Origin of the sequence: Pseudomonas sp. NPDC078416 (genome assembly GCF_050268485.1) — a bacterium.
Classification (GTDB): Bacteria; Pseudomonadota; Gammaproteobacteria; order Pseudomonadales; family Pseudomonadaceae; genus Aquipseudomonas.
On sequence record NZ_JBNNGV010000001.1, the window covers coordinates 607743 to 633603 of the forward strand.

Genomic DNA, 25861 nt, shown 5'->3' on the forward strand with positions numbered 1-25861 from the left:
CTTGTCCCGCGATCTGGCGCACAGCGGCAGTAAGTTTTTGAACCCGGTTTGTCTGAATCAACCGGGGAAACGCATTACGACTGCTGCGCAGCCGATCGCGGGACAAGCCACGCTCCTACAGGTTTAAGTCATCCGCGCGCGTATTCATTCCCACGCGGAGCGTGGGAACGATCATTTGAATCATCGTTGTCTCTTTCCGAGGTTTTGCGATGCCGTTACGCGAAGAATGTCTGTGGGAAACGCTGACGCCGCAAAGGCCGGAAGCGCCCGCGTTGAGCGGGGAAGTGACGGTCGATGTGTGCGTCATTGGCGCAGGCATCACGGGTTTGTCGGCGGCCCTTCATCTGCTTGAGCAAGGCAAGACGGTCGCTGTCGTCGAAGCCTATCGCACCGGGCAGGGCGGGTCCGGGCGGAACGTAGGACTGGTCAACGCCGGCCTGTGGATCCCGCCTGACGAAATTGAAGCCGGCTTCGGCGAAAAAGTCGGCAGCCAGCTCAACACCATGCTCGGCAATGCGCCGTCGCTGGTCTTCAGCCTCATCGAAAAATACGGCATCGACTGCCAGGCGACGCGCAAAGGCACGCTGCACATGGCGCACAACGGCAAGGGCGAGTTGGACTTGCGCAGCCGTGAAGAACAATGGAAACGTCGCGGCGCACCTGTGGAATTGCTCACCGGCAAAGCCTGTCAGGAAGCGACCGGCACCACCGAAATCACCTCCGCATTACTCGATCACCGCGCGGGCACCATCAACCCGATGGCCTACACCAGCGGGCTGGCGGCGGCCGTCACGCAATTGGGCGGCCAGCGTTTCGACCACTCGCCGGTCAAACGCCTTGAGCGACAAGGCTCGCGCTGGTGCGTGATCACCGAAAGCGGCGCGGTGCTTGCCGAACAGGTCGTTATCGCGTCCAACGCCTACACCGAGGGCGAGTGGACGGAGCTTCGGCGCAGCTTCTTCCCCGGCTATTACTATCAAGTGGCCTCGGCGCCACTGACCGAAGACGCGGCGCAACAGATTTTGCCGGGCGGGCAGGGCTCCTGGGACACGCGGCAAGTGCTCAGCAGCATTCGCCGCGATGCCGATGGCCGGCTGTTGTTGGGCAGTCTGGGCAATGGCAATCAGAAGCCTGGCTGGTTTCTGAAGGCATGGGCCGATCGCGTTCAACGGCATTATTTCCCGTTCCTCAAACAGGTTGAGTGGGAATGTACCTGGACCGGCTGCATCGATTTCACGCCCGATCATTTGCTGCGCATGTTCGAGCCTGCACCAGGACTGGTCGCTGTCACCGGTTACAACGGACGCGGAAACACCACAGGGACGGTGGTCGGCAAAGCATTCGCCGATTATCTGTGCAGCGGCAACGCCAGTGTTTTACCCATCCCCTTTGTGCAGATGCAGCCGCTGGCGGCCGTTGGACTGCGCAGTTCTTTGTATGAGGCTGGCTTTTCGCTATACCATGCGGGCCAGTGCCTCAGAATCGTAATCTGAGAAGAATTCTCTCTCCAAAACAACGCTTTTTCCTACATCCACTACCCTCAAATGGTGCGGCCCGTAGCGGATCCGCACCGACGGTGTGCAGTTCGGTGACGCAGGCTGTAACAACAGGGTTGTACAGGTGAGGGCGGCATGGTTGCGCGCCTGCTTGCCCAAGGTTGCTCTTTTGAAGTCGCAAGGTTGCACCTTGCGCGGTTTAGACGGTTGCACGCCCCGTGAAAAAGGGCAGAAATCAGTCGGATAGCAACAAAACGGCGAGTTTCTCAAGAATAAAAAACCGATGGCACGCCACTTGCTCGCAGCAGCTCTGTGGTCGCAGTGCTAATTAAAAAACCCAGGAGCACCAACTCATGTCGCAGACGTTCTACAGAAAAGGCTTTCTCGCACTCGCAGTGGCTACTGCCATGGGTGCGGCTACATTTGCGCAGGCAGCCGACATCAAGATCGGCGTTGCAGGCCCGATGACCGGCGCCAACGCCTCATTCGGCGAGCAATACATGAAGGGCGCTCAAGCAGCTGCCGATGCCATCAACGCTGCGGGCGGCGTCAACGGCGATAAAATCGTCCTGACTGCCTACGACGATGCGTGCGAACCGAAACAGGCCGTTGCCGTTGCCAACAAGGCTGCGTCTGATAAAGTCGCCGGCGTTGTCGGTCACTTCTGCTCCTCCTCGACCATCCCTGCGTCGGAAGTCTATGACGAAGCCGGCATCATCGCGATCACCCCTGGCTCCACCAACCCGACCGTGACCGAACGCGGCCTGAGCGCCATGTTCCGTATGTGCGGCCGTGACGATCAGCAAGGCATCGTTGCCGGCGACTACATCGTCGACGTGCTCAAGGGCAAGAAGATCGCCGTCATCAACGACAAAGACACCTACGGCAAAGGCTTGGCAGACGCCACCGCCAAGCAGCTGACTAAGCGCGGCGTGAAGCCAGTGCTGGAAGAAGGTCTGACCCGCGGCGAGAAAGACTTCAGCGCCCTGGTCACCAAGATCCGTTCCGTTGGCGCTGACGTCGTTTACTTCGGCGGCCTGCACCCGGAAGCCGGTCCACTGGTTCGCCAACTGCGTGAGCAAGGCCTGAAAGACGTGAAATTCATGTCCGACGACGGCGTTGTGACCGACGAACTGGTCACCACCGCTGGCGGCGCGCAATACGTCGATGGCGTGTACATGACCTTCGGCGCCGACCCGCGCATGCTGCCAGACAGCAAGGCCGTGGTTGAGCAGTTCCGCAAATCCGGCTACGAGCCAGAAGGCTACACCCTCTACGCCTACGCTTCGGTTCAGGCCCTGGCCGCTGGCTTCAACGGCGCCAAGTCGAACAAAGGCGAAGACGCTGCCAAGTTCCTGAAAGCCCACCCGGTCAAAACCGTCATGGGCGAGAAAGCCTGGGACACCAAGGGCGACCTGAAAGTCTCTGACTACGTGGTTTACCAGTGGGACAAGGACGGCAAATACCACCAGCTCGAAAAGCAGAAGTGAGTTAAGCGCTTAGTCGGATCGGTTGTTTTCCGGGGGAGAGCCGGGAAACAAGCTGATCCGGTAATCGGCGCTGTCTGACGGCGGCGCCGGATTTCTTCTGTTGCCACTGTGTGCGCCGCTCTATTCCTCACGAGGGACTGGTCGCCGCGCGCCAGGTTGGCCTTTCAAGTTCGTGAGCGTGCGTGATGGACGGTATTTTCCTGCAGCAAATGGTCAACGGCCTGACACTGGGCTCGGTCTATGGCCTGATTGCCATCGGTTACACGATGGTCTACGGCATCATCGGCATGATCAACTTCGCCCACGGCGACGTGTACATGATCTCCGCCTACCTCGCAGCCATCGGCCTCGCCGTACTGTCGTTCTTCGGCGTTGAGTCATTCCCCTTTCTGATTCTCGGCACACTGATCTTCACCATTGTGGTGACCGGTGTGTACGGTTTCGTCATCGAGCGAGTGGCGTACAAACCGCTGCGTAACTCGACCCGTCTGGCGCCGCTGATCAGTGCGATCGGCATCTCCCTGATTCTGCAGAACTACGCGCAGATCGCTCAGGGCCCGCGCCAGCAAGGCGTACCGACCCTGCTCGAAGGCGCCATGCGCTTCGATGTCGGCAGCGGCTTCGTACAGATCACCTACACCAAAATCTTCATCCTGATCGCTGCCTTCGTCGGCATGGGCGTACTGACCTACATCATCAAGTACACCAAGCTGGGCCGGATGTGCCGCGCCACGCAGCAGGATCGCAAGATGGCCTCGATTCTGGGCATCAACACCGACCGGGTCATTTCCTACGTGTTCGTCATCGGCGCGGCCATGGCGGCTTTGGCCGGCGTGCTGATCACCATGAACTACGGCACGTTCGACTTCTTCGCCGGCTTCGTCATCGGCATCAAGGCGTTCACCGCAGCGGTACTCGGCGGCATTGGTTCTTTACCGGGCGCCATGCTCGGCGGGCTGATCCTGGGGGTTGCCGAGTCGCAGTTCTCCGGCCTGATCAACTCCGATTACAAAGACGTGTTCAGTTTCGGCCTGCTGGTAGTGATTCTGATCTTCCGTCCCCAAGGCCTGCTGGGTCGCCCACTCGTGGCGAAGGTATAACCATGTCTGCACCTACTAAACCTATCGATATCAAACAAAGCCTGATTGACGCGGTGATCGCCGGCCTGCTGGCGCTGATCGTGTTTGGCCCGATCGTCGGCATCGTGCTGGACGGCTATGGCTTCAACCTGCAACCCGCCCGCGTCGCCGTGCTGGTGGGCGTGGTCGTTGTCGGTCGTTTCTTCATGAGCCTGTTCCTGCAGACACCAAAAGGCGTGGCCATTGCCCAAAGTTTTGAAAGCTCGGGCTCCGGCGTGCACGTGCTGCCGCCGGGTTACAAGACGCGCCTGCGCTTTATCATTCCGTTGATGATCCTGATCGCGGTGATCTTCCCGATCTTCGCTGACAAGTACGTGCTGACCGTGGTCATCCTCGGCCTGATCTACGTGCTGCTGGGCCTGGGCCTTAATATCGTGGTGGGCCTCGCCGGTCTGCTGGATCTGGGGTACGTGGCCTTCTATGCGATCGGCGCGTACGGCCTGGCGCTGGGTTATCAGTATCTGGGCCTGGGGTTCTGGTCGGCGTTGCCGCTGGCGGCGATTGCGGCGGCGCTTGCCGGTTGCATCCTCGGCTTTCCGGTGTTGCGCATGCACGGGGATTACCTGGCGATCGTGACCCTGGGGTTCGGCGAGATCATTCGTCTGGTGCTCAATAACTGGCTGTCGTTCACCGGCGGACCGAACGGAGTGGCAGTGCCTTCGCCGACCTTCTTCGGCCTGGAGTTCGGACGTCGCGCCAAAGACGGCGGCATCCCGATCCACGAGTATTTCGGCTTCGAATACAACCCGGACCTGAAATTCATCTTCATCTACACCGTGCTGTTCCTGGTCGTGCTGGCTGTGCTGTACGTCAAGCACCGCTTGACCCGCATGCCGGTCGGCCGCGCATGGGAAGCGCTGCGTGAAGACGAAATCGCCTGCCGCTCGATGGGCCTGAATCACGTACTGGTCAAGCTGTCGGCCTTCACCATCGGCGCGTCGACGGCCGGGCTGGCCGGTGTGTTCTTCGCCAGCTATCAGGGCTTCGTCAACCCGACCTCGTTCACTTTCTTCGAGTCGGCGCTGATTCTCGCCATCGTCGTGCTCGGCGGCATGGGCTCGACCGTCGGCGTGGTCATCGCGGCCTTCGTGCTGACCGTCGCACCGGAACTGCTGCGCAGCTTCGCGGAGTACCGCGTCCTGCTGTTCGGCATCCTCATGGTGCTGATGATGATCTGGCGTCCCCGTGGCCTGATTCGCATCAGCCGTACCGGCGTACAGCCACGCAAAGGCGTGCTGGCCAACGTGGAGGGCGCGTGATGAGCGACGAAATCGTTCTGTCCGTAGAAAACCTGATGATGCATTTCGGCGGCATCAAGGCCCTCAGCGACGTCAGCCTGCAAGTGCGGCGCAACTCGATCTTCGCCCTGATCGGCCCGAACGGCGCTGGCAAGACCACGGTGTTCAACTGCCTGACCGGCTTCTACAAAGCCACTGGCGGGCGCATCGAGCTCAATGCGCGGGGCAAGAAGACCAACGTCATTCAGTTGCTCGGCGAACAATTTCGCGCCGCCGACTTCGCTTCGCCGAAGCGCTTCGGCAGCCGCCTGTACTACAAAATGTTTGGCGGCACGCACCTGGTAAACCGTGCCGGGCTCGCACGAACTTTCCAGAACATTCGCCTGTTCAAGGAAATGTCCGTCGTCGAGAACCTGTTGGTCGCACAGCACATGTGGGTCAACCGCAACATGCTCGCCGGCATCCTCAACACCAAGGCCTACCGCAAGGCCGAAGACGACGCCATGAGCACCGCGTTCTACTGGCTCGAAGTGGTGGATCTGGTGGACTGCGCCAACCGTCTGGCCGGTGAGCTTTCCTACGGCCAGCAACGCCGTCTGGAGATCGCGCGGGCGATGTGCACGCGTCCGCAGGTCATCTGCCTGGACGAGCCGGCAGCTGGTTTGAACCCACAGGAAACCGAGGCGTTGAGCGGCATGATTCGCCACCTGCGCGATGACCACGACATGACCATCGTGTTGATCGAGCACGACATGGGCATGGTCATGGGCATTTCCGACGACATCGTCGTGCTCGACCACGGCAACGTGATCGCCAAGGGCAAACCGGAGCAGATTCGCAACGATCCGAAAGTGATCGCCGCGTATCTGGGCGCTGATGAAGAGGAGTTGGTATGAGTAAGCCGATCCTCGAACTGAAAGAGATCGACGTGTATTACGGGCCGATTCAGGCCCTGAAGAAAGTCTCGATGCACATTGACGAGGGCGAGACGGTCAGCCTGATCGGCTCCAACGGCGCGGGTAAGTCCACGCTGCTGATGTCGATCTTCGGCCAGCCACGTGCGGCCAGCGGCCAGATCATCTATCAGGGCACTGACATCACCCACAAGTCGTCCCACTACATCGCGTCCAACGGTATCGCTCAGTCGCCTGAAGGCCGTCGCGTGTTCCCGGACATGTCGGTGGAAGAGAACCTGATGATGGGCACCATCCCCATCGGCGACAAACACGCCGGCGAAGACATGCAGCGCATGTTCGAGATGTTCCCGCGGCTCAAGGAGCGTCGCAACCAGCGGGCGATGACCATGTCCGGCGGCGAGCAGCAAATGCTCGCCATCGCGCGCGCGTTGATGAGCCGTCCCAAGTTGCTGCTGCTGGACGAACCGAGCCTGGGGCTGGCGCCGATCATCGTTAAACAGATCTTCGCGACGCTGCGTGAGCTGGCGCAGACCGGCATGACGATCTTCCTGGTCGAGCAGAACGCCAACCACGCGCTGAAGCTGTCCGACCGTGCTTACGTGATGGTTAACGGCGAGATTCGCCTGACGGGTACGGGTAAGGAATTGCTCACCAATGAGGAGGTCAGGAACGCCTATCTCGGCGGTCACTGATTCCTTATCGCTGCTGTAAAAACAAGCCCCGGGTGGACAACTTCCGGGGCTTTTTTATGGCAAAGCCGAATTGTGGAAAACAATTTTGGGCAACTGCGAAAACGCGACATATAGCCGCTGCAAATCGCTGTTTTGTCACGCTTTTGACTTGTTCAGTTTTACTGTGGAAGTGACTGTGAATAAGTTGGGAGCAGCTGGCTGGAAGCCTTGTTTTACGTGGCTTACAGCCTGTTGATCAATATTTGACCAGTTGTTTCGGCCGGTATTTTAGTGGGATTTGTCAACGTTGTTGTGGCTGGTTTTTTATACAGTCTTTATGTAGTGCCGACCTGTGGATAAGTCTGTGTGCAACCGTTGGAAAGAGCGCCGCAGATAGCGCAATCTGTGGTCTGGGGCGTGTATTCCTGTCCACGCACCCAAGTCCTGAGAAAATTCGACGGCAGATGGCCCATGGCCGGTCAAGTAAAAACATCGTTGGAGTTACCCACACGCCCCGTATGCCGGGACTCTTGGGGTTTCGAGTTGCCCCCAAAAACTGTATGTCTGACTGTGGATAAGGTGGGTAAAAGTGCCTGCAGGCCAGAGCGCGTAAGGCTTTGCCGCGCCTGGTTGTTTTTTGTACAGCGGAATGGGTGTATGACGATGTTGGTGATGACGCTTGATCCGGCCCCGTCTGCGCGGGCATTCTCCAGAACCTTCCTACACGCAACACCGGTTGCGTGACATTTCCGCTTGGCTGGATAAGCCCTCATCGTTAGTCAGGAGAAAGAAATGACCTCTACCGTATTCATTACCGGGGCCACTTCCGGGTTTGGTGAAGCCTGCGCCCGTCGTTTTGCCGAGGCGGGCTGGTCGCTGGTGCTGACCGGTCGCCGTGAAGACCGTCTGCAGGCGCTGAGCGCCGAGTTGTCGAAGCAAACCAAGGTGCACACGCTGACGCTGGACGTGCGCGATCGCGCGGGCGTGGAGCGCGCTGTGGAAAGCCTGCCGGCTGAATTCGCGAAGATTCGCGGCCTGATCAACAACGCAGGCCTGGCGCTGGGGATCGATCCTGCACCCAAGTGCGATCTGGATGACTGGGACACCATGATCGACACCAACATCAAAGGGCTGGTCTACACGACGCGCACACTGCTTTCGCGTCTGATCGCCTACGGCCGCGGCGCCACTATCGTCAACCTCGGCTCGGTGGCGGGGAATTATCCGTACCCGGGCGGTAACGTGTATGGCGGCACCAAGGCGTTTGTCGGTCAGTTCTCGCTGAATCTGCGCAACGACCTGATTGGCACCGGCGTCCGAGTAACCAACCTTGAGCCGGGGTTGTGTGAGAGCGAGTTCTCGCTGGTGCGTTTCGGCGGCGATCAGGCCAAGTACGACGCCACCTACGCAGGCGCCGAGCCGATCCAGCCCCAGGACATCGCCGACACCATCTTCTGGATCATGAACACGCCGGCCCACGTCAACGTCAACAGCCTGGAACTGATGCCCGTCAGCCAGACCTGGGCCGGGTTTGCGATTGATCGCAGTCGTGGGGAGAAGTAAGTCAGTTTTACTGATGTGATCGTGTTGATCGTTCCCACGCTCCGCGTGGGAATGCGCTAACCGACGCTCCGCGTCGCAGGTTGCCGGGACGCGGAGCGTCCTGGGCTGCATCCCCGTGCACAACTGATCAGAGTTATGCGAAACACCGACCTGTAGGAGCCGGCTTGCTGGCGAACCGGGTGTGTCAGACGCACAAATGCCACTGATCCACCGCATTCGCCAGCAAGCCGGATCCTACAGATCCAGGGTGAGCGTCACATCGCTCAGCGTGTCTGGGCCCGTTGTGTTTCAGCCACTGAAATACTCGGCCAAGCCGATGTAGCAGGTTGCCAGGTGATACGGCGTCGTCGACGGCATGTCGCTGCGGCTGACTTGGCCCTGGCTGTCGAGGCACTCGTTCCAGCCCGTGGGGTGCAGGAACCGGGTTTGCAGCGCTTTCAATTGGCGCGCCAGCAGGCGCTCGCTATCAGGTCGTAACGTCAACGCGCGCAGGTATTCAGCCTGGGCCCAGATGCGCTGCGTGCCGTCTTTCACCGAACCGTCCACTTCCAGCATCGCCGCAACCGCGCCACTCATTTGATCGACGCCCTGTGCCTCGGCGTGGGCGAACGCAGTCTCCAGCGAACGGTACAGCGTCGTGCCTCGCAGACGCGCGGAAGACGCCAGCAAGTAGAACCACTCAAACTGATGACCCGGCTCGGACCAGTTATCCACAGCGTCCAGCGGTTTCTCCAGCATCACCCCGTGCTCGACATCGACGAAGCGTCGCTGCATGGCTTCCACCAAGGCATCCAGCGCCCCCTGCGTGTCAGCGTCATCGCGCACCGCGAGCGTGCCGAGAAACGCTTCGGCCAGATGCATCAAGGGGTTTTGCAGCGGGCCGGCGTTCAGCGAAGACCAATCTTCGGCCAGCACGGATTCGTACAAACCGTCGCCATCGGCGAAGCGCTCGGCGACCACGTTCAGCGCGGCGTTGAGCACCGACTCCACCAGCGGCTCACGGACCCTGCCCCAGTAATGCGCACAGGCAAAGACGATGAAGGCGTGGGTGTAGAGGTCCTTGCGGCGATCCAGCGGCGCACCCTGTGGATCGATGCTGTAGAACCAGCCGCCATGCTCGGCGTCGTGAAAGTGCTGCTGCAACGAACGAAACAGCGCCGCCGCGCGAGTAGCCGCGTCGGGTACGTCGGGGTGACCGATCAGGCTTGAAAACAGAAACAGCTGACGCGCACAGGCCATCGCTCGGTAGCGCTGCGGCAGCAGAGGGCGATGCTGAGCGTCGACCGCCTCGAACGGCAACGCCATCTCGGCATTCCACCCCGGCCCCTGCCACAACGGCACGACCACGCGCATGAAGTGTTGTTGCACCTCGGCGAATATGGCGGACAGTGAGGACTTGGCGGTAGAGAGGGAAGCGTCGGGCATTGGATGGCGTCACGGCAGGGGCAGATTGCGCGACATGGTAGCAGGAGGTGGGGCGGGCGGGGCAGCGGGGATCGATTGATCCCCGCCGAACCCTGTAGGAGCGTGGCTTGTCCCGCGATCTGCCGCGCAGCGGCAGCAAAGCTTACCTACCGGATCAACCAGGATGACCTCGCTGGCCTGCTTTACGACGACTTCGTCGCCGATCGCGGGACAAGCCGCGCTCCTACATTTTCGAATGTCATTCAGCCCGCGAACAACCAGACGCCGGTCGCCGCCGACAACGCGCCAGCAACCCGCACAACCGGCGCAGCCGCTGCTGGCAGAAACCGCACAACGGCATAGCCCGCCGCGTGCAGCGCCGCCGTCGCGCCGACAAACCCGAGGGCATAACCCCATGGGCTCGACATCTCCGGCAGTTCCAGACCATGGGCCACGCCGTGGAACAGCGCAAACAGCGCCGTCGCCGCCACTGCCACGAACAGCGGCGGACGCACCGCCAGCGCCACCGCCAGGCCCAGTGCAAAGACCGACGCCGCAATGCCGCTTTCCAGTGCAGGCAGTTCCAGGCCTTCAAACCCGAGCAAGCCGCCCATCAGCATGGTGCCGACAAACGTGCACGGCAGTGCCCAGCGCGCGGTGCCTTTTTGCTGTGCAGCCCAAAGGCCGACGGCGATCATCGCCAGCAGGTGATCAATGCCGCCCAGTGGATGGCTGATGCCGGCCACAAGACCGCTTTCATCATGCCCGGGGTGAGCGAAGGCCAGCGCCGGAACGAGGAGCAGCGCCAACGCGCCGAATACTTTTTTGCCGTTCATGAATGAATTCCTTGCTTCACTTGGGTGTGAGCCATTTGGGTGGATGAAATCAGGCCGCAGTCAGCAGGCCCTGGCGCTCGATGAACGCGATGATCTGTTCAAGACCGTGACCGGTTTTCTGGTTGCTGAACACGAACGGCTTGTCGCCGCGCATCTTCTTCGTGTCGCGGTCCATCATCTCCAGCGATGCACCCACCAGCGGCGCGAGGTCGATCTTGTTGATCACCAGCAGATCGGATTTGCAGATGCCGGGGCCACCCTTGCGCGGCAGCTTGTCGCCTGCTGACACGTCGATCACGTAGATGGTGAGGTCCGACAGCTCCGGACTGAACGTCGCCGACAGGTTGTCGCCACCGGATTCGACGATGATCAGGTCAAGCCCCTCGAAGCGCCGATTGAGCTGGTCGACGGCTTCCAGATTGATCGACGCGTCTTCGCGGATCGCCGTGTGCGGGCAGCCGCCGGTTTCCACGCCGATGATGCGCTCGGGCGCCAGTGCTTCGTTGCGCACCAGAAAGTCAGCGTCTTCACGGGTGTAGATATCGTTGGTGACCACCGCGAGGTTGTAGCGGTCGCGCAGGGCCAGGCACAACGCGAGGGTCAGCGCGGTCTTGCCGGAACCGACCGGACCGCCGATGCCGACGCGCAAAGGTTGGCTGTTCATTCGTTCTCTCCGTTAAGCGTGTTGTGCGGTTCGAGGTGCTGCGGTGATGGCGGCCACCTCATGATCGGAACAGGCGGCTGTACTGCCGCTCATGGTTCATGCTCGCCAGCGCCAAACCGAATGGCGCGCTGCCGATGTGTTCAGGGTTCAGTGCGGTCGCGTCCTGCTGGGCCTTCTGCAGCAGCGGCAGCAACTCGCTGGTCAGGCGCTGGGCGGCTTGCTGGCCCAGTGGCAGGGTTTTCATCAGCACCGCCAATTGGTTTTCCAGCCAGCTCCAGAGCCAGGCGGCGAGTGCGTCGTGAGGACTGATCTGCCACGCCCGTGCGGCCAGTGCCCAACCCAGCGCCAGATGGGGCTCCCCCACACGTTGTAGAACGTCTCGCGCAGGCTGATCCATTTCCGGCAGGCCGTTGAGCAGTTGTTGCAGCGAGTAGCCCATCTGCCGGCTTTCCAGGTGCAGCTCGCGCGTTTCGCGGCTGGCGCGGTGTGCTTCGCTCAATTGCAGTAGCGTCGCCCAGTCGCCTTCGGCAGCCGCTGTGCAGTGCGCCAGTAAAAGCGGCGCCTCGAAGCGCGCAAGGTTGAGCAGCAACTGGTCGCCAATCCAGCGGGCGGCGCTGGCCGAGTCGTGAACGGTCGATTGCTCGACCGCCATTTCCAGGCCCTGGGAATAGCTGTAGCCGCCGATCGGCAGTTGCGGGCTTGCCAGACGCAGCAGCGCCCAGGCCGCGTTCACGTGCGTACGCCGAATTGATGAATGCGCGGCGCGTAGTTGAAGTCTTCCTCACCGGCGCGCGAGTGGTGGTGACCGCCGCCGTACGCGCCATGTTCCGGCTGGAAGGGTGCTTCGAGGGATTCGGTGGTAGCGCCGAGTTGATCGAGCATGGCCTTGAGCACGTAGTCGTCCAGCAGTCGCAGCCAACCGTCGCCCACTTGCAGCGCAACATGGCGGTTGCCCAAGTGATACGCCGCCCGGGTCAGTTCGAACGTATTGCTGCACGTCACGTGCATCAGTTGCTCGGGGCGCGCGCAAACACGCACGATCCGGCCGTCTTCAGCCTTGAGGAAGTCGCCATCACGCAGCGGCGGCTGACCCCGCTCAAGGAACAGCCCCACATCCTCACCCTCGGCACTGAAACAGCGCAGCCGGCTTTTGCTCCGCGCCTCGAATATCAAATGCAGCTCTGCGGCCCATTCAGCCTGAGGTTCGGTCCGTTGATGAATCACCAGCATCAGAAAGCTTCCAGCAATGTGCGATGCAAGTGCTAGAGCAAGTGGCTTGCCAACAGGCGACCAGGACAGAAATTGCCTGAATACGGTGCAGATGGCTGCGATTCCAACGGCTCGATGCTCAGAGGTGGGGCGTTGCGAAGGGTTGCGCACCTGCGTGGTGCGTTCGAGTGATGACGCCACTAACTGGGACGACGCTGGAATCTTCTGCGGTGGACGCTAGGCCTTCGCGGGCAAGCGCGCTCCTACAAGGGATCGCGTTCCGAACTCAGGTTTACATTGCCTGCGACAACGACTTCAGCACCATCACCGTATCCATGTTTAGTACCGCAACCCACTGTAGGAGCGCGCTTGCCCGCGAATGGCCTTTGCAGGCGCTGAATCACTCAGTACTGCCCAACCCCTGCCAACGCTTGGCGCCGATGAAGATGAAGCGCAGCTGTTGAGTGATTTTCGCGCGGGGGGTCAAGTGTGCGGCCAATGCCGGGGGCGGCGGGTCGATCAGCTCGGGGAGCATGGCGAACACGCTCTTCACCACCAGGTCGGCCATGACCGAAAGGTCGTCGGTGTTCAGGTGCCGGAATTTGGGCATCGACGCCAGGTCGGTCGCAAGGTCGGCGATGATGCCTTCGCGCAGCGCACCGAGCGCCTGACGGACTTTCAGCGAGCCGCCGTATTGCTCGCGCGCCAGAAACAGAAACTGCGAGCGGTTGGCGGCGACGACATCCAGAAAGATGCGGATGGAGGCATCAATGATGCCGCTGTCGATATTGTGGTTGTGACGCACGCGCCGAATGGTTTCACGGAAGGTCTGGCCGACCTCGCTGACCAGCGCCAGGCCCAGGTGGTCCATGTCATCGAAATGCCGGTAGAAACCAGTGGGCACGATGCCGGCGGTTTTCGCCACTTCACGCAGGCTCAGGCTGCCGAAACCGCGTCCGCTCTCCATCAGGCCCCGTGCTGCATCGAGCAGGGCATGGCGGGTCTGCTGTTTCTGTTCGGCGCGGGGCAGCATGGGGCGTGTATCTGATGGAGGCATGGGCCGCAACTCTAGCAAATGCGTTTGCGTGGCGTCGAACCCGGTTTACGTCGGGCAATAAAAAGCCCGGCGATCAAGGCCGGGCTGTTCTCATGTTTTTTGTCGTGCCGATTTTTGGGTGATCTGACCGGCTTCTTCCCGGCTGAAGCCGGTCCTACAGGGTGCGCGTGTCTTCCGTAGGACCGGCTTTAGCCGGGAAGCTGTTGAATGCAGCGAATATCGCTCAGGAAACGCGCTGATACTGCTGAATCAGCCGGTCAGGCCCGTTGTCGGCGACGCGCTGGTATTGATTGATCAATCGATCCGGGCCGTCCTGCGCAACGGTCGGCAAACCGGAATCCTGCGTCGCCTTCGCTTCGCCGAGGATCGCTTGTTCGCTGGCGGGCATCGCGAATGCGCTCGAGGCAAGCAGGGAAAGGGTCAGGGCAATCAATTGGCGTTTCATGGAAGGATGCTCGGGTGTAAAGGGTTGTGTGAACGTGCTGGCGATTTTACCGCTGCCCGCTGCATAAAGAAGTTCAGCGGGCTGATGGTGACCATCGACGGAAATGATGCGAATCCCGACCCCTTGCCCGGCGGGCCTTTCAACGGGTTTCTGGCCAATCCCCACACCTGTCTGGACGTACGGTATCGGCGGGGTGCGGAACTTTTCTGACCCTGAATACAGATTTCATCAAACCGACGCGGCTTTTCTCAGTCGAACCGTTACGACGTACGAGACGCGCCCTGGACGGCGCGTCGGTTTTTGGGGAGACAACGCAATGACGCGAGGCCGTAAAATCTTCGCCTGGACAGCCGCAATCCTGCTGCTGTTGCTGGTGATTCTGATCATTGTGATCGCCACGTTCGACTGGAACCGGCTCAAGCCGACCATCAACGAGAAGGTGTCTGCAGAACTGCATCGCCCCTTTGCCATCAACGGTAATCTGGCCGTGAGCTGGCACCGTGAGCCCGACGAAGGCGGATGGCGCGCCTGGGTGCCATGGCCGCACATGTCGGCGGAAGACATTTCACTGGGCAACCCGGAATGGTCGAAGACGCCGCAGATGGTCACGCTCAAGCGCGTCGACCTGCGCTTGTCTCCCTTGCCGTTGCTGGCGCAACGCGTGGTCATTCCGCGTATCAACCTGACCGAGCCCAACGCGAAAATCGAGCGTCTGGCCGATGGCCGCGCCAACTGGGTGTTTGATCTGCCCAAGAGCGACCCGAACGCCAAACCGTCGAGCTGGGTGGTCGACATTGGCTCGATCGGCTTCGATAAAGGCTTCGTGAGCTACAACGACCAGAAGATCAACACGGCGGTCGATGTCGTCATCGATATGCTGGGCAAGCCGATTCCCTACAGCGACATCGTCGGCAGCAGCGAGGCGAAGAAGGTCCAGGACAAGGGGGCTTCGGCTCAGGACTATGCTTTCGGCTTTACCGCCAAAGGCCAGTACCACGGCCAGAAACTCAACGGCAGCGGCAAAGTGGGTGGACTGCTGGCATTGAAAGACGCCACGCAGCCATTCCCGGTACAGGCCGACGTTAGCGCGGGCGCTCTGCGCGTCGCAATCGCAGGCACCGTCACCGATCCGCAGAACCTCGGTGAACTGGACCTGCGCCTGAAGCTGTCCGGTGACAGCCTCAGCAACCTGTATCCCCTGACTGGCGTAACGCTGCCGGATTCTCCTCCGTACTCCACCGATGGCCGTCTGATTGCCAAACTGCATGACCCGGCGGGCGCGTCCTTCCAGTACAAGGGCTTCAACGGCAAGATCGGCGACAGCGATATTCATGGCGATCTGGGCTTTGTCGCCAGCGAGCCCCGCCCCAAGCTGACCGGCGCGCTGGTGTCCAATCAATTACTGATGGCGGACCTCAAGCCGCTGATCGGCGCTGACTCCAATGCCGAGCAGAAAACCCGGGGCGGCGCGAGCAAGCAGCCGACGGACAAAGTGCTGCCGGTCGAGGAGTTCAAGACCGACCGCTGGGCCGCCATGGACGCCGATGTGGAGTTCACGGGCAAGCGCATCGTGCAGAGCGCCGACCTGCCGTTTACCGACCTGTACACCCATGTGGTGCTCAACGATGGCGTGCTGAGTCTGGAACCGCTGCGGTTTGGTGTGGCGGGCGGCAAGCTCGACGCCGACATCAAGCTCAACGGTCACACCCAGCCGCTGGAGGGTCGCGCGAAGCTGTCGGCTCGCGGCTTCAAGCTCAAGCAACTGTTCCCGACCTTCGAACCGATGAAAACCAGCTTTGGTGAGCTCAACGGTGATGCTGACCTCAGTGGCCGTGGCAACTCCGTGGCCGCTTTGCTGGGCACGTCCAACGGTGAGCTGAAAATGCTGATCAACGACGGTGCTGTCAGCCGTGGCCTGATGGAGATCGCCGGGTTGAACGTGGGCAATTACGTGGTCGGCAAGCTGTTTGGCGACAAGGACGTGAAGATCAACTGTGCGGCCACTAATGTAGGCTTCAAGGACGGCCTGGCGAGCACCAAGGTGTTCGTGTTCGATACCGAGAACGCGATCATTTATGTTGATGGCACGGCGAACCTCAAGACCGAGCAACTGGACATGAAGATCACGCCGGAGTCTAAAGGCTTCCGGGTGTTCTCCCTGCGCTCGCCGCTGTACGTGCGCGGGCCGTTCAGCAAGCCCAGCGCGGGTGTTGAATCAGGTCCTTTGCTGCTGCGTGGCGCGGGCATGGTGCTGTTGGGCGCGGCAGTCGGGCCGGCGGCGGGATTGCTGGCGCTGGTGGCACCGAGCAGTGGCGATGCGCCTAACCAGTGCACTCCATTGCTGGAGCAGATGCGCTCGGGCAAGGCGCCGAAGACGGTGAAGTGAGTTCGGCGCAATGATTCTGCGCCCTAGTCCGCTCGTGTAGGAGTGAGCTTGCTCGCGAAGAGGCCAGTACAGCCGACATATCTCGGCGCCTGGAGCACCGCTTTCGCGAGCAAGGTTGGAGCGCCACCCCGGCCACTCCTACAGTTGGCCGCGTACAGCACATAATCCTGCGGGGTCTTCAATCCCGCACCCACAAAAAAGCCAGGGCATATGCCCTGGCTTTTTGCATTGCGTGCCGGGTATCAGAGGCCGTCGAGCAGATCGGCCATGTCGTCGGCGTGCTCTTCTTCCTGCGCCAGGATCTCTTCGAAGATGCGGCGGGTGGTCGGGTCCTGATCACCGATGTACTGAATGATCTCGCGGTAGCTGTCGATCGCGATGCGCTCGGCCACCAGGTCTTCAGTGATCATCTCTTTCAGGGTATTGCCGGCCACGTATTGCGCGTGGGAGTTCTTGCTCAGCAGGTCGGGGTTGAATTCCGGCTCACCCCCCAGCTGCACGATGCGCTCGGCCAGCTTGTCAGCGTGTTCGAGTTCTTGATTGGCGTGTTCCAGAAACTCGTCCGCCGCGGCGTGGGACTTGATGCCCTTGGCCATGAAGTAGTGGCGCTTGTAACGCAGGGTGCAGACCAGCTCAGTGGCCAGCGACGAGTTCAGCAGACGCAGGACCTCATCACGATCACCGTTGTAGCCTTCAGTGACGGCGCCGTCTTCGACGTTTTTGCGTGCGCGCTCTCGCAGGGTGGCGACGTCGGTCATTGGGTGCAGATTGATCATCAGATTTCTCCAGGGCTTTTACGGTTTTTTCCGTCGCGCTCTGTTGCGCCATGCTTGAGCAGGCGCCCGGCGAGATCGGGTCTTAAGGTGTGAGTGGTGGGCGCTGGCAAAAGTTTGATTTTTGTTCGGGGACTTTTTGACGCAGTGTCAGAGGGTCGGGTTTTGGCGGGACGAGGGTGCTGCGGAGTCAATGTGGGGTGCGCGTGCTTCACGGGAATCGCTCGCGACAGCGGCAGTGCCGGGCATCTGTGCGATGCCTCGGCGCTCGTGATCGCGAGCGGACTTACCCATTCAAACGAATGGCGTCAGATCACATGGCGCGTTCGTTGGCGTCACGCTGTTCGCACGTCATGAAGCCCTTGCTGTTGACGCGGCCATTGTTGTCGAAGGTGACGTAGTAAGCCTGCTGGTGGCCTTCGCGATTCAGCACGTAGTTGTTGCAAGTGCCTGGGTGGGCGCGACGCTGAACAGTCGTCGATGGCGTGCCGCCGATGGTCAGGACTTGTTCCTTGGTCATGCCTTCTTCGACTTGCTTGACCAGCGGCTCATTGCGATAGGTCGCGTAATCAACCGGGTTGGGCAGGGTGGTCGATGCGCAACCAGCCAATGCGGCCATGGAAATCACTACTGCCAGGGATTGCTTGAACATTCGAATCGCTCCGCGAAAAAGGGCATTGTTGGCCCGTTCCTGTTAGGAGCGTTAAAGAGGCAAAAGAGTTCGATCAAATTGATGGCGATGGGGCATTACCCTTTCCTGTTGTGTTCAAGCGCTTCACGGCGACCCTGGCCTGTTTATCGTTAAATCTTACCTGCCGAAAATTGCTCGCACGTTCGCGAAACACCGAGGTCAATCTGATGGCATGGTCGGGGAGATGCAGTCCTCACCCGGGTGAGTCATCGGTAATGACTGCCTGCCCGACCATTTCGACATCGTCAACCAGCACTTCGGGCTGGTGGGCAAGGGAGCCGATCCTTTGGGTGGTTCCTGGAACATGCCGCGCGCCTCAAAGCCGCCGGTCTTTGACTTACTTGGCTGTATTTCGTGATCAGTCGACCCGAGAGGTCGCGTAGGAAGTGATGCGATGAGCGATAAAGAGCTTTATGAAATCGAGTACACGCTGGCCGGTGAGCACCATGTCGATCTGATTGAAAACCTCGACGTGCCGATTATCGAGGTTGTGCACGAGCTGGCGCTCAAGCACAACGTGGCCGTTGAAGATGACCCCTTCGATACCGGTGAAGACACCATCGGTCTGCCCCATGTGCTGGGCATTACCGATGTGTCGATTCACGCTGCGGAGGATCACGACAAAGCCTGACTGCCGGGCTCATCCGACAGACAGGTTTAACGGATCGCGGCCTTGCGCAGCGGTGTGGTCCAGCGTTCTGCCAGGATCACCCCGCCCAGCGTCAGGGCACCGCCGATAAAGTGATACGACGCCAGTTGCTCGCCCAGCGCGAGCGCGGCAACCAGCGCCGTCAGGATCGGCACCAGGTTGAAAAACAACGTGGTACGGCTTGGGCCCAGTATCGAAATCGCTTTCATCCACAGCAACGGCGCGAGCATCGAGGTCGGGATGCACGCATAGAGCACCAACGGAATGTTGCTCGCGTTCAGGCCGGTTTTCGGTGAAATCATGAACAGCGGAAACAGCGCAATGATCGCCACCAGAATCTGCAGATAGAGCAGCTGCAACGGCGGCATGCGCAACTGCCATTTCTTCAGCAGCGTGCTGTAGGTTGCGTAGGCCAGTGTCGCGACGAGCATCATGACGTCACCGACGTTGATGCCATGGGCAACCAGCAAGCTCCAGCTCCCTTGGGACACCACCCACAACACGCCCGCAAACGACACGATTGCGCCGACCAGCGCGCCTGCAGTCAGCCGCGTGCCGAGGCTGGCGATCGACATGCCCAGGGTCATGACCGGCACCAACGACAAAATGATGCCCATGTTGGTGGCCGTGGTGATGTTCGCCGCGTAGTACGCCAGGCTCTGATAAATCGCCATGCCCAGCACGCCCAGCACCACGACTTTGCCGAGGATGGGCCTGATCTGCGCCCGATTGCGCAGCACGGGACCCAGCAGAAACGGCGTGAACAGCAAGCCCGCCAGCAACCAGCGATAGAAGCCGATTTCGGCCGGGAAAATACGCCCTGCGGCGGCCTTGGTGATGACGTTGTTGCCCGCCCAGATCATGACGGTGAGCAGTGGATAAAGGTATTGCATGACCGGACCGGCGGCTGAATGAGGCGCCATTATCGGCCTGTGAATCCACACGTCCAGCGCACGCTGCGGATTCGCCGAAATATGCAGCAACATTCTTTGGCTACACTGCTTTGAAAGCCATGCGAGTGCGTGGCGCTTCCGGAGAAAACCGATGACGATGCTGCGTATTCCTCTGCTGGTGATGGGCCTGCTGCTGAGCGCCCAGGGTTTTGCCGCCACCGCGCAACAAAACAAGATGACCACCTGCAACGCCGATGCCTCGGCCAAATCCCTCAAAGGGGACGAGCGCAAGGCGTTCATGAGCACCTGCCTGAAGGCCGCGCCTGCGCCTGTCGCGACTCAGCAGGAGAAAATGAAAACCTGCAACGCCACGGCCAGCACTCAGGCGCTCAAGGGCGATGCGCGCAAAGCGTTCATGAGCGATTGTCTTAAAAAGAAATAATTTTCCGAGCCAATGACGGGCGTCAAAACATGACGCCGGCCCCTGTACTTTCTGCGATTGCGGCCGATGATCTGGCCTGCAATCGCAGCCTCCTCACGCTTGAGCCTTCAAGGGCTTTCGCGTCGCTGGTTCTCCACTCAGAACGCTGGCAGACTGCCCATCCTTCACGCCGCTCGTTTTGAGGCTGTATGCCAACGTTTACGCCCCGTCAAGTCTATCTGGCCAGTTGCATTCTCGTGTTCGGCGGGCTGCTGCTGGTGCTGCCGCTCAACCTTCTGCCCAGTCTGCTGGCGGGTTTGCTGGTGTATGAACTGGTCGACATGCTTACGCCGCAGCTGCAACGGTTGATTGCCGGCGAGCGTGCGCGGTGGCTGGCGGTGGCGTTGCTGGGGACGCTGGTGGTGACCGTGTTGGCGTTGCTGTTTGCCGGTGCGATCAGTTTCCTGCTGCACGAGGCGGAAAACCCCGGCGCGTCCCTGGATAAATTCATGATTCTGGTGGACCGCGCCCGCGGTCAGCTGCCGCCCTTCATCGATAACTACCTGCCGGCCAGCGCCACCGAGTTTCAGGTGTCGCTCAGCGCCTGGCTGACCAAGCACCTGGGCGAGCTGCAGTTGCTAGGCAAAGGCGCGGCGCACATGTTCGTGACATTGCTGATCGGCATGGTGCTGGGCGCGATCATCGCCCTGCAGCGTATCCCCGATGTCACCAAGCGCAAGCCATTGGCGGCGGCGCTGTTCGAGCGTCTGCACCTGCTGAGTCAGGCCTTCCGCAACATCGTCTTCGCGCAGATCAAGATCTCGCTGCTGAACACGGCCTTCACCTCAATATTTCTGGCGGTGATCCTGCCGCTGTGTGGTGTGCACCTTCCGCTGACCAAAACCCTGATCGTGCTGACCTTCCTGCTGGGCCTGCTTCCGGTGGTCGGCAACCTGATGTCCAACACGCTGATTTTTATCGTCGGCATGTCGTTGTCGATCTGGGTCGCGGTGGCGGCGTTGGGTTATCTGATCGTGATCCACAAGGTCGAGTACTTCCTCAACGCACGGATCGTCGGCGGGCAGATCAGCGCCAAGTCGTGGGAATTGCTGCTGGCGATGCTGATCTTCGAAGCCGCCTTCGGCCTGCCGGGGGTGGTGGCAGGGCCGATTTATTACGCGTACCTGAAGAGCGAACTGCGCCGGGCGGAGTTGGTATAGCGACGGCGCGTCCACTCATGTTTTACGGCGGCCCGGATTTCAGGCTAGACACCGATTAGCTGTAGGAGCGCTCTTGGTCTGGGGCGCATTCGGACGAAGGCGTCGTGTCAGAAACATCAATGGCGACTGACACACCGCCTTCGCGGGCAAGCGCGCTCCTACAGGTTTTGCGGTGGGTTCGCGCTCAAGGTCGGACCCCGACTTACTGTAGGAGCCGGCTTGCTGGCGAACGCGGAGTGTCAGCTCACATTAATGTTTCTGATCTGACCCCTTCGCCAGCAAGCCGGCATCGTACAGATTCAGGTCTGGCAAGAGATTGCGGGTCGGAACGGAATCAGCCGTAGCGCTTTTTCGCTTCGATTGCCAACCCGCTGCCGATGCTGCCGAAGATGTTGCCTTCGACGTGCCGGGCCTTGGGCAGCATGGCGGCGACGCTGTTGCGCAGGGCCGGGATGCCGCTCGATCCACCGGTGAAGAACACGGTGTCGACATCGGTCACGCCCACGCCGGCGTCATTCAACAGATTGGTCACGCTGGCGCGCACGCGTTCGAGCAGCGCATCGATGGACGATTCGAACAGCTGTCGCGTGAGGTCGACGCTCAGGCCGGGTTCGACGCGGTCCATCGGCACCAGGCGGCTGTCCGCCTGAGTCAGCTGGATCTTGGTCTCTTCCACTTCCATCGCCAGCCAGTGGCCGGCGCGTTGATCGATCAGCCTGAACAGCCGATCGATGCCCTGGGTGTCTTCGATGTCATAGCGCATGCTGCCCAGCGCCAGTTGCGACTTTTGCGAATACACCGAGTTGATCGTGTGCCAGGTCGCCAGGTTCATGTGCGTGCTGGTCGGCATGTACGCGCCGCTTTTCATGCGGCTGCCGTAACCAAACAGCGGCATCACGCCCTGCAGGCTCAGCTGCTTGTCGAAGTCTGTACCGCCGATGTGTACACCGCCCGTGGCGAGGATATCACTGTGACGGTCATCGATCAGACGTCGCTCCGGCGACAGGCGCACCAGCGAGAAGTCCGACGTACCACCGCCGATGTCGACGATCAGCACCAGCTCTTCACGGTCCAGCGTCGACTCGTAGTCGAACGCCGCCGCGATAGGCTCGAACTGAAAGGAAACGTCCTTGAAACCGATCTTGCGCGCCACGTCGGCCAGCGTGTCTTCGGCCTCCTGATCGGCGGCAGCGTCGTCATCGACGAAATGCACCGGACGGCCCAGCACCACTTGCTCGAAGGAATGACCGGCAGCGGCTTCAGCACGTTTTTTAAGTTCGCCGATGAACAGCCCGAGCAGGTCCTTGAACGGCATTGCCGTACCGAGCACGCTGGTGTCGTGCTTGATCAGCTTGGAGCCCAGCAGGCTCTTGAGCGAGCGCATCAGCCGGCCTTCGTAGCCCTCGAGGTACTCGTGAAGCGCAAGGCGTCCGTAGACCGGGCGGCGCTCTTCAATGTTGAAAAACACCACCGAAGGCAGCGTGATCTTGCCGTCTTCCAGTGCGATCAGCGTTTCCACTCCGGGGCGCAGCCAGCCGACCGTGGAGTTGGACGTGCCGAAGTCGATGCCAAGGGCGCGGGCCGGGGATGGAGTGCTCATCTGCTTTGCATACCAGTCAAAAAACGGCCGCGCAGTGTATGCGAGTGCGCGCCGGATGCGTAGCGCGGAACGTCGGTTTATCGCCCGGCCGGCATCTATTTTCCGCGCGTGGCTTGAACTGCGGCCCCGAGCCCCAATCTAGCAGGCAACTCTTAATGCATTTGGCCGGTCTGGACAGCGTTTCATTTCGCGCGACTGCGTGCCGATAACATTGCAACGTTCAACGCAGCCAGCGTTCACATGTGAAACGCGCTGCGGACTGGGCTGGATATTCCAGAATTGGGTGACCGTCAGATGGACTTCAAAGACTATTACAAGATCCTTGGCGTAGAGCCGACGGCGGACGAGAAGACGATCAAGACCGCCTATCGCAAGCTCGCGCGCAAGTATCACCCCGACGTCAGCAAAGAGCCTGGCGCGGAAGACAAATTCAAAGAAGCCTCCGAAGCGTATGAAGCGCTCAGCGATCCTGAAAAACGCGCCGAATACGACGAGATTCGCAAGTACGGCAGTCAGGGCCGGTTTCAGCCGCCGCCTGGCTGGCAGGGTCGTGGCGGCGCGGGCGCGGGTCCGGGCTTTGGTGGCGGCGGCTTCGAGGACGGAGATTTTTCTGACTTCTTCAGCTCCATCTTCGGCAATCGTGGTGGTCAGCAAGGCGGTCGGGCGCAGAGCCCTGGGCGTCGAGGGCAGGACGTGGAGATGGAACTGGCGGTGTTTCTGGAGGAGACACTCTCCACCGAGTCCAAGCAGATCAGCTTCAAGGTGCCGCAACACAGCGCCAACGGCCAGCGCATGGCGGACATCACCAAGACGCTGAACGTGAAGATTCCGGCCGGCGTCACCGATGGCGAGCGCATTCGCCTCAAGGGGCAGGGCGCTCCAGGAGTGGCCGGTGGCGAGAAGGGCGATCTGTACCTGATCATCCGCCTGGCGCCGCACCCTATGTTCGACGTCGAAGGCCACGACCTGATCATCACGGTGCCGATCGCGCCGTGGGAAGCAGCGCTTGGCACCAAGGTGGCGGTACCGACGCTGACCGGCAAGATCAATCTGACCATCCGTCCGGACAGTCAGAACGGACAGCGGCTGCGGGTCAAAGGCAATGGTCTGTTGAACAAGCAGGGCCAGCGCGGCGATCTGTATGCGCAACTGAAAATCGTCATGCCCAAATCCACCGATGAGGCTACCAAAGCGCTGTGGGAGAAGCTGGCCGAGCAGGCCGCGTTCGATCCGAGGGCTCAATGGAGTAACTGATCATGCGCAACACCCTGGTCATAGACATGCAGGAGCTATGTGAGGTGGTCGACCTGCCGGCCGCCTTTGTCATCGAGATTGTCGAGCATGGCATTCTCGAGCCCCAGGGAAGAAAGCCGGACGAATGGCTGTTCGACAGTGCCGCGCTGTCGATCGTCAGGCGTGCGGTCAAATTGCATCACGAATTGCAGCTGGAATGGGACGGCGTCGCCCTGGCGCTCAACCTGCTGGAAGAGCTTGAACACGTGAGAGCGGAAAACCGTATGCTCCGGCAGCGGTTGGGGCGGTTTGTGGACTGAAGAGCTGTTGAATGGGCCGACGTCATCGCGAGCAAGCTCACTCCTACAATGGCCTGATGTCGCCCATATCATGGTCGACGTAAATCTGTAGGAGCCGGCTTGCTGGCGAACGCGGTAGGTCAGTCGAGCACGATGTCGATTGTGCCGACGTCATCGCGGGCAAGCGCGCTCCTACAATGGCCTGATGTCGCCCATATCATGGTCGACGCAAGTCTGCAGGAGCCGGCTTGCTGGCGAACGCGGTAGGTCAGTCGAGCACGATGTCGATTGTGCCGACGTCATCGCGGGCAAGCGCGCTCCTGCACAGGGCCATGTTGTTTGCCATATGTGATCGACGCAGTAGGGGATAATCGTCAATCACCCTTTCTTCGGCAATTCCACGGTAAACGTCGTGCCGTCGCCGATGTTCGAGACGACCGTGATGCCGCCGCCATGGGCGTTTACGACTTCTTTCACGATGAACAGTCCCAGGCCAAGGCTGGTGGAAGGGTTGTGAATGCCGGCCTTTTCATTGGCCGAGCGCACCAGCGGGTCGAAGATGCTGCCGATGGCTTCTTCGGCGATCGGCTCGCCGTCGTTATGCACCGACAGGCTCACATGGTTTTCGCTGCCGGTGAGCTTCACGGTGACGCGACGCGTCGCCGCGCCATGCTGCAAGGCGTTGCCAATCAGGTTTTGCAGCAACTGCGCAATGCGTGCCCGATCCCACTCACCCCGGGTGTCACCGGTGCTGGTGAACACGGCGTTGCAATCGGGCTGCCCCGCCGTGGCGGCGTCGATGGCTTCGCGGCAAGCGAGGGTCATCTCCATCGGCCTGCGCTCGACCGGCAGCGTCACGCCCAGACGGCTGCGGACGAACTCCAGCAAATCGCTGATCATCGTTCCCATCAACAGGCTGCTGCTCTTGATGCGCTTGATATACGCAAGATCGGCTTCCGTCAGCGCGGTCTTGCGCATCAGCACTTCGGACGACATGCCGATGGCCTGCAAGGGCGCGCGCAGGTCATGGCCGAGAATGGCGAGAAAGATGTCACGGGAACGCGTCACGCGATCGGCGTAGGCGGCGGTCGACTCGGCCAGGGCTTCGTCGATGGCCTCGTTGAAGCGAATCATGTCAGTGAGGTGACTGGCCTGTGGCTCTTTCTGGCTTTCTGCCCAGAAGCGCACGACCGTGGCCCGAAGGTGACGGAATTCAGACGTCATCTGCACCAGATCAAACCCGACGATATGCCGCAGCTCGCCATGACTGGAGGCGGCCTGATCGAGTGTCGGGGTTTTGCCGATGTCTTCGCCCTGAGCCTTGGCGATGCGCTCGGCTTTGGTCTGGGCGGTGTTCATGTCACGCGCCGCCGCGAGAAGAATCGCCTCAGCGTGGTCGCGCAGCTCGACTGAGCTCATCTGGGCGGCTGCGGGCGTCAGCGTGGCCGCAAACCGTTCCCACTCATCGACGATGCGATCCACATTCTGAACGATGAAGTCCGAAAGACGCATGGGGAACTACCTTGGTGGCGGGGCGCTGAATAAGAGCGCGCATAGTACCGCCATG

25 protein-coding genes and 1 pseudogene are annotated in these 25861 nt (G+C 60.7%); 14 read left to right on the forward strand and 12 right to left on the reverse strand.

Annotation, left to right across the window (positions count from 1 at the left end; translation table 11 throughout):
- Positions 1–209 precede the first annotated feature (209 nt).
- The 7 genes from amaA to ACQKEN_RS02695 all read left to right on the forward strand — a co-directional run bounded on the left by amaA (position 210) and on the right by ACQKEN_RS02695 (position 8514).
- A complete protein-coding gene (gene amaA, locus ACQKEN_RS02665) occupies positions 210–1493 on the forward strand; it encodes an L-pipecolate oxidase (protein ID WP_427683459.1) in 1284 nt (427 codons plus the stop codon).
- 356 nt (positions 1494–1849) lie between these two features.
- Positions 1850–2986: an ABC transporter substrate-binding protein gene (locus tag ACQKEN_RS02670; protein ID WP_427683460.1), complete on the forward strand. Its 1137-nt coding sequence runs from the start codon at positions 1850–1852 to the stop codon at positions 2984–2986.
- 185 nt (positions 2987–3171) lie between these two features.
- Entirely contained in the window at positions 3172–4086 is a 915-nt protein-coding gene (locus tag ACQKEN_RS02675) for an ABC transporter permease subunit (protein WP_037015668.1), read from the forward strand.
- Between the two features lie 2 nt (positions 4087–4088).
- Positions 4089–5384, forward strand: a complete 1296-nt coding sequence (gene livM / locus ACQKEN_RS02680) for a high-affinity branched-chain amino acid ABC transporter permease LivM (protein ID WP_427683462.1) — start codon at positions 4089–4091, stop codon at positions 5382–5384.
- Positions 5384–6259 (forward strand): ABC transporter ATP-binding protein, encoded by an 876-nt coding sequence (locus ACQKEN_RS02685; protein ID WP_122533798.1) that lies wholly within the window; start codon positions 5384–5386, stop codon positions 6257–6259. The genes livM and ACQKEN_RS02685 overlap by 1 nt, the downstream gene beginning before the upstream one ends.
- A complete protein-coding gene (locus ACQKEN_RS02690) occupies positions 6256–6972 on the forward strand; it encodes an ABC transporter ATP-binding protein (RefSeq protein WP_074891389.1) in 717 nt (238 codons plus the stop codon). The genes ACQKEN_RS02685 and ACQKEN_RS02690 overlap by 4 nt, the downstream gene beginning before the upstream one ends.
- 771 nt (positions 6973–7743) lie before the next feature.
- On the forward strand, positions 7744–8514 hold the full coding sequence (locus tag ACQKEN_RS02695; RefSeq protein ID WP_427683465.1) for an SDR family oxidoreductase: 771 nt from the start codon (positions 7744–7746) through the stop codon (positions 8512–8514).
- 288 nt (positions 8515–8802) lie between these two features.
- Here ACQKEN_RS02695 and ACQKEN_RS02700 read toward each other — a convergent pair whose 3' ends face one another.
- The 7 genes from ACQKEN_RS02700 to ACQKEN_RS02730 form a co-directional block, all read right to left on the reverse strand.
- Positions 8803–9939, reverse strand: coding sequence for an AGE family epimerase/isomerase (locus ACQKEN_RS02700; RefSeq protein WP_427683467.1), 1137 nt, complete (start codon positions 9937–9939; stop codon positions 8803–8805).
- Positions 9940–10181: 242 nt separating this feature from the next.
- A complete protein-coding gene (locus ACQKEN_RS02705) occupies positions 10182–10754 on the reverse strand; it encodes a HupE/UreJ family protein (protein WP_427683469.1) in 573 nt (190 codons plus the stop codon).
- Positions 10755–10803: 49 nt separating this feature from the next.
- Complete coding sequence (ureG, locus tag ACQKEN_RS02710; RefSeq protein WP_074891382.1) at positions 10804–11418, reverse strand: urease accessory protein UreG; 615 nt, start codon at positions 11416–11418, stop codon at positions 10804–10806.
- A gap of 58 nt (positions 11419–11476) precedes the next feature.
- Positions 11477–12151: an urease accessory protein UreF gene (locus tag ACQKEN_RS02715; RefSeq protein ID WP_427683471.1), complete on the reverse strand. Its 675-nt coding sequence runs from the start codon at positions 12149–12151 to the stop codon at positions 11477–11479.
- Positions 12148–12648, reverse strand: a complete 501-nt coding sequence (ureE, locus tag ACQKEN_RS02720; RefSeq protein WP_074891379.1) for an urease accessory protein UreE — start codon at positions 12646–12648, stop codon at positions 12148–12150. The genes ACQKEN_RS02715 and ureE overlap by 4 nt, the downstream gene beginning before the upstream one ends.
- A gap of 379 nt (positions 12649–13027) precedes the next feature.
- Positions 13028–13660, reverse strand: a complete 633-nt coding sequence (locus ACQKEN_RS02725) for a TetR family transcriptional regulator (RefSeq protein ID WP_108119037.1) — start codon at positions 13658–13660, stop codon at positions 13028–13030.
- A 247-nt stretch (positions 13661–13907) separates the two neighbouring features.
- A complete protein-coding gene (locus ACQKEN_RS02730) occupies positions 13908–14129 on the reverse strand; it encodes a hypothetical protein (RefSeq protein WP_427683473.1) in 222 nt (73 codons plus the stop codon).
- 316 nt (positions 14130–14445) lie between these two features.
- Between ACQKEN_RS02730 and ACQKEN_RS02735 the strand changes: the two genes are divergently transcribed.
- Positions 14446–16515 (forward strand): AsmA family protein, encoded by a 2070-nt coding sequence (locus ACQKEN_RS02735; RefSeq protein ID WP_427683475.1) that lies wholly within the window; start codon positions 14446–14448, stop codon positions 16513–16515.
- Positions 16516–16757: 242 nt separating this feature from the next.
- On the opposite strand, the gene ACQKEN_RS02740 is transcribed toward ACQKEN_RS02735, so the two are convergent.
- Together ACQKEN_RS02740 and osmE are read right to left on the reverse strand one after the other, a co-directional pair.
- On the reverse strand, positions 16758–17291 hold the full coding sequence (locus ACQKEN_RS02740) for a ferritin-like domain-containing protein (protein ID WP_065987767.1): 534 nt from the start codon (positions 17289–17291) through the stop codon (positions 16758–16760).
- Between the two features lie 310 nt (positions 17292–17601).
- Entirely contained in the window at positions 17602–17940 is a 339-nt protein-coding gene (gene osmE / locus ACQKEN_RS02745; protein ID WP_133774484.1) for an osmotically-inducible lipoprotein OsmE, read from the reverse strand.
- A 172-nt stretch (positions 17941–18112) separates the two neighbouring features.
- Here osmE and ACQKEN_RS02750 point away from each other — a divergent pair.
- Both ACQKEN_RS02750 and ACQKEN_RS02755 read left to right on the forward strand, forming a co-directional pair.
- A pseudogene (locus ACQKEN_RS02750) lies at positions 18113–18315 on the forward strand (triacylglycerol lipase); the annotation flags it as partial.
- 58 nt (positions 18316–18373) lie between these two features.
- A complete protein-coding gene (locus ACQKEN_RS02755; protein ID WP_037015625.1) occupies positions 18374–18610 on the forward strand; it encodes a hypothetical protein in 237 nt (78 codons plus the stop codon).
- A 26-nt stretch (positions 18611–18636) separates the two neighbouring features.
- Here the strand turns inward: ACQKEN_RS02755 and ACQKEN_RS02760 are convergent, their stop codons facing one another.
- Positions 18637–19521: a DMT family transporter gene (locus tag ACQKEN_RS02760; protein WP_427683478.1), complete on the reverse strand. Its 885-nt coding sequence runs from the start codon at positions 19519–19521 to the stop codon at positions 18637–18639.
- 151 nt (positions 19522–19672) lie between these two features.
- On the opposite strand from ACQKEN_RS02760, the gene ACQKEN_RS02765 reads away from it, so the two are divergent.
- Both ACQKEN_RS02765 and ACQKEN_RS02770 read left to right on the forward strand, forming a co-directional pair.
- On the forward strand, positions 19673–19963 hold the full coding sequence (locus ACQKEN_RS02765; RefSeq protein WP_427683480.1) for a PsiF family protein: 291 nt from the start codon (positions 19673–19675) through the stop codon (positions 19961–19963).
- Positions 19964–20151: 188 nt separating this feature from the next.
- Positions 20152–21162, forward strand: a complete 1011-nt coding sequence (locus ACQKEN_RS02770; RefSeq protein ID WP_122533783.1) for an AI-2E family transporter — start codon at positions 20152–20154, stop codon at positions 21160–21162.
- 334 nt (positions 21163–21496) lie between these two features.
- Here the strand turns inward: ACQKEN_RS02770 and ACQKEN_RS02775 are convergent, their stop codons facing one another.
- A complete protein-coding gene (locus tag ACQKEN_RS02775) occupies positions 21497–22762 on the reverse strand; it encodes an Hsp70 family protein (RefSeq protein WP_427683482.1) in 1266 nt (421 codons plus the stop codon).
- A 294-nt stretch (positions 22763–23056) separates the two neighbouring features.
- On the opposite strand from ACQKEN_RS02775, the gene cbpA reads away from it, so the two are divergent.
- Positions 23057–24016, forward strand: coding sequence for a curved DNA-binding protein (cbpA, locus tag ACQKEN_RS02780; RefSeq protein WP_172610563.1), 960 nt, complete (start codon positions 23057–23059; stop codon positions 24014–24016).
- 2 nt (positions 24017–24018) lie between these two features.
- On the forward strand, positions 24019–24315 hold the full coding sequence (locus ACQKEN_RS02785) for a chaperone modulator CbpM (protein ID WP_427683483.1): 297 nt from the start codon (positions 24019–24021) through the stop codon (positions 24313–24315).
- 357 nt (positions 24316–24672) lie between these two features.
- On the opposite strand, the gene ACQKEN_RS02790 is transcribed toward ACQKEN_RS02785, so the two are convergent.
- Positions 24673–25806 (reverse strand): sensor histidine kinase, encoded by a 1134-nt coding sequence (locus tag ACQKEN_RS02790; protein WP_427683485.1) that lies wholly within the window; start codon positions 25804–25806, stop codon positions 24673–24675.
- Positions 25807–25861: the final 55 nt, after the last annotated feature.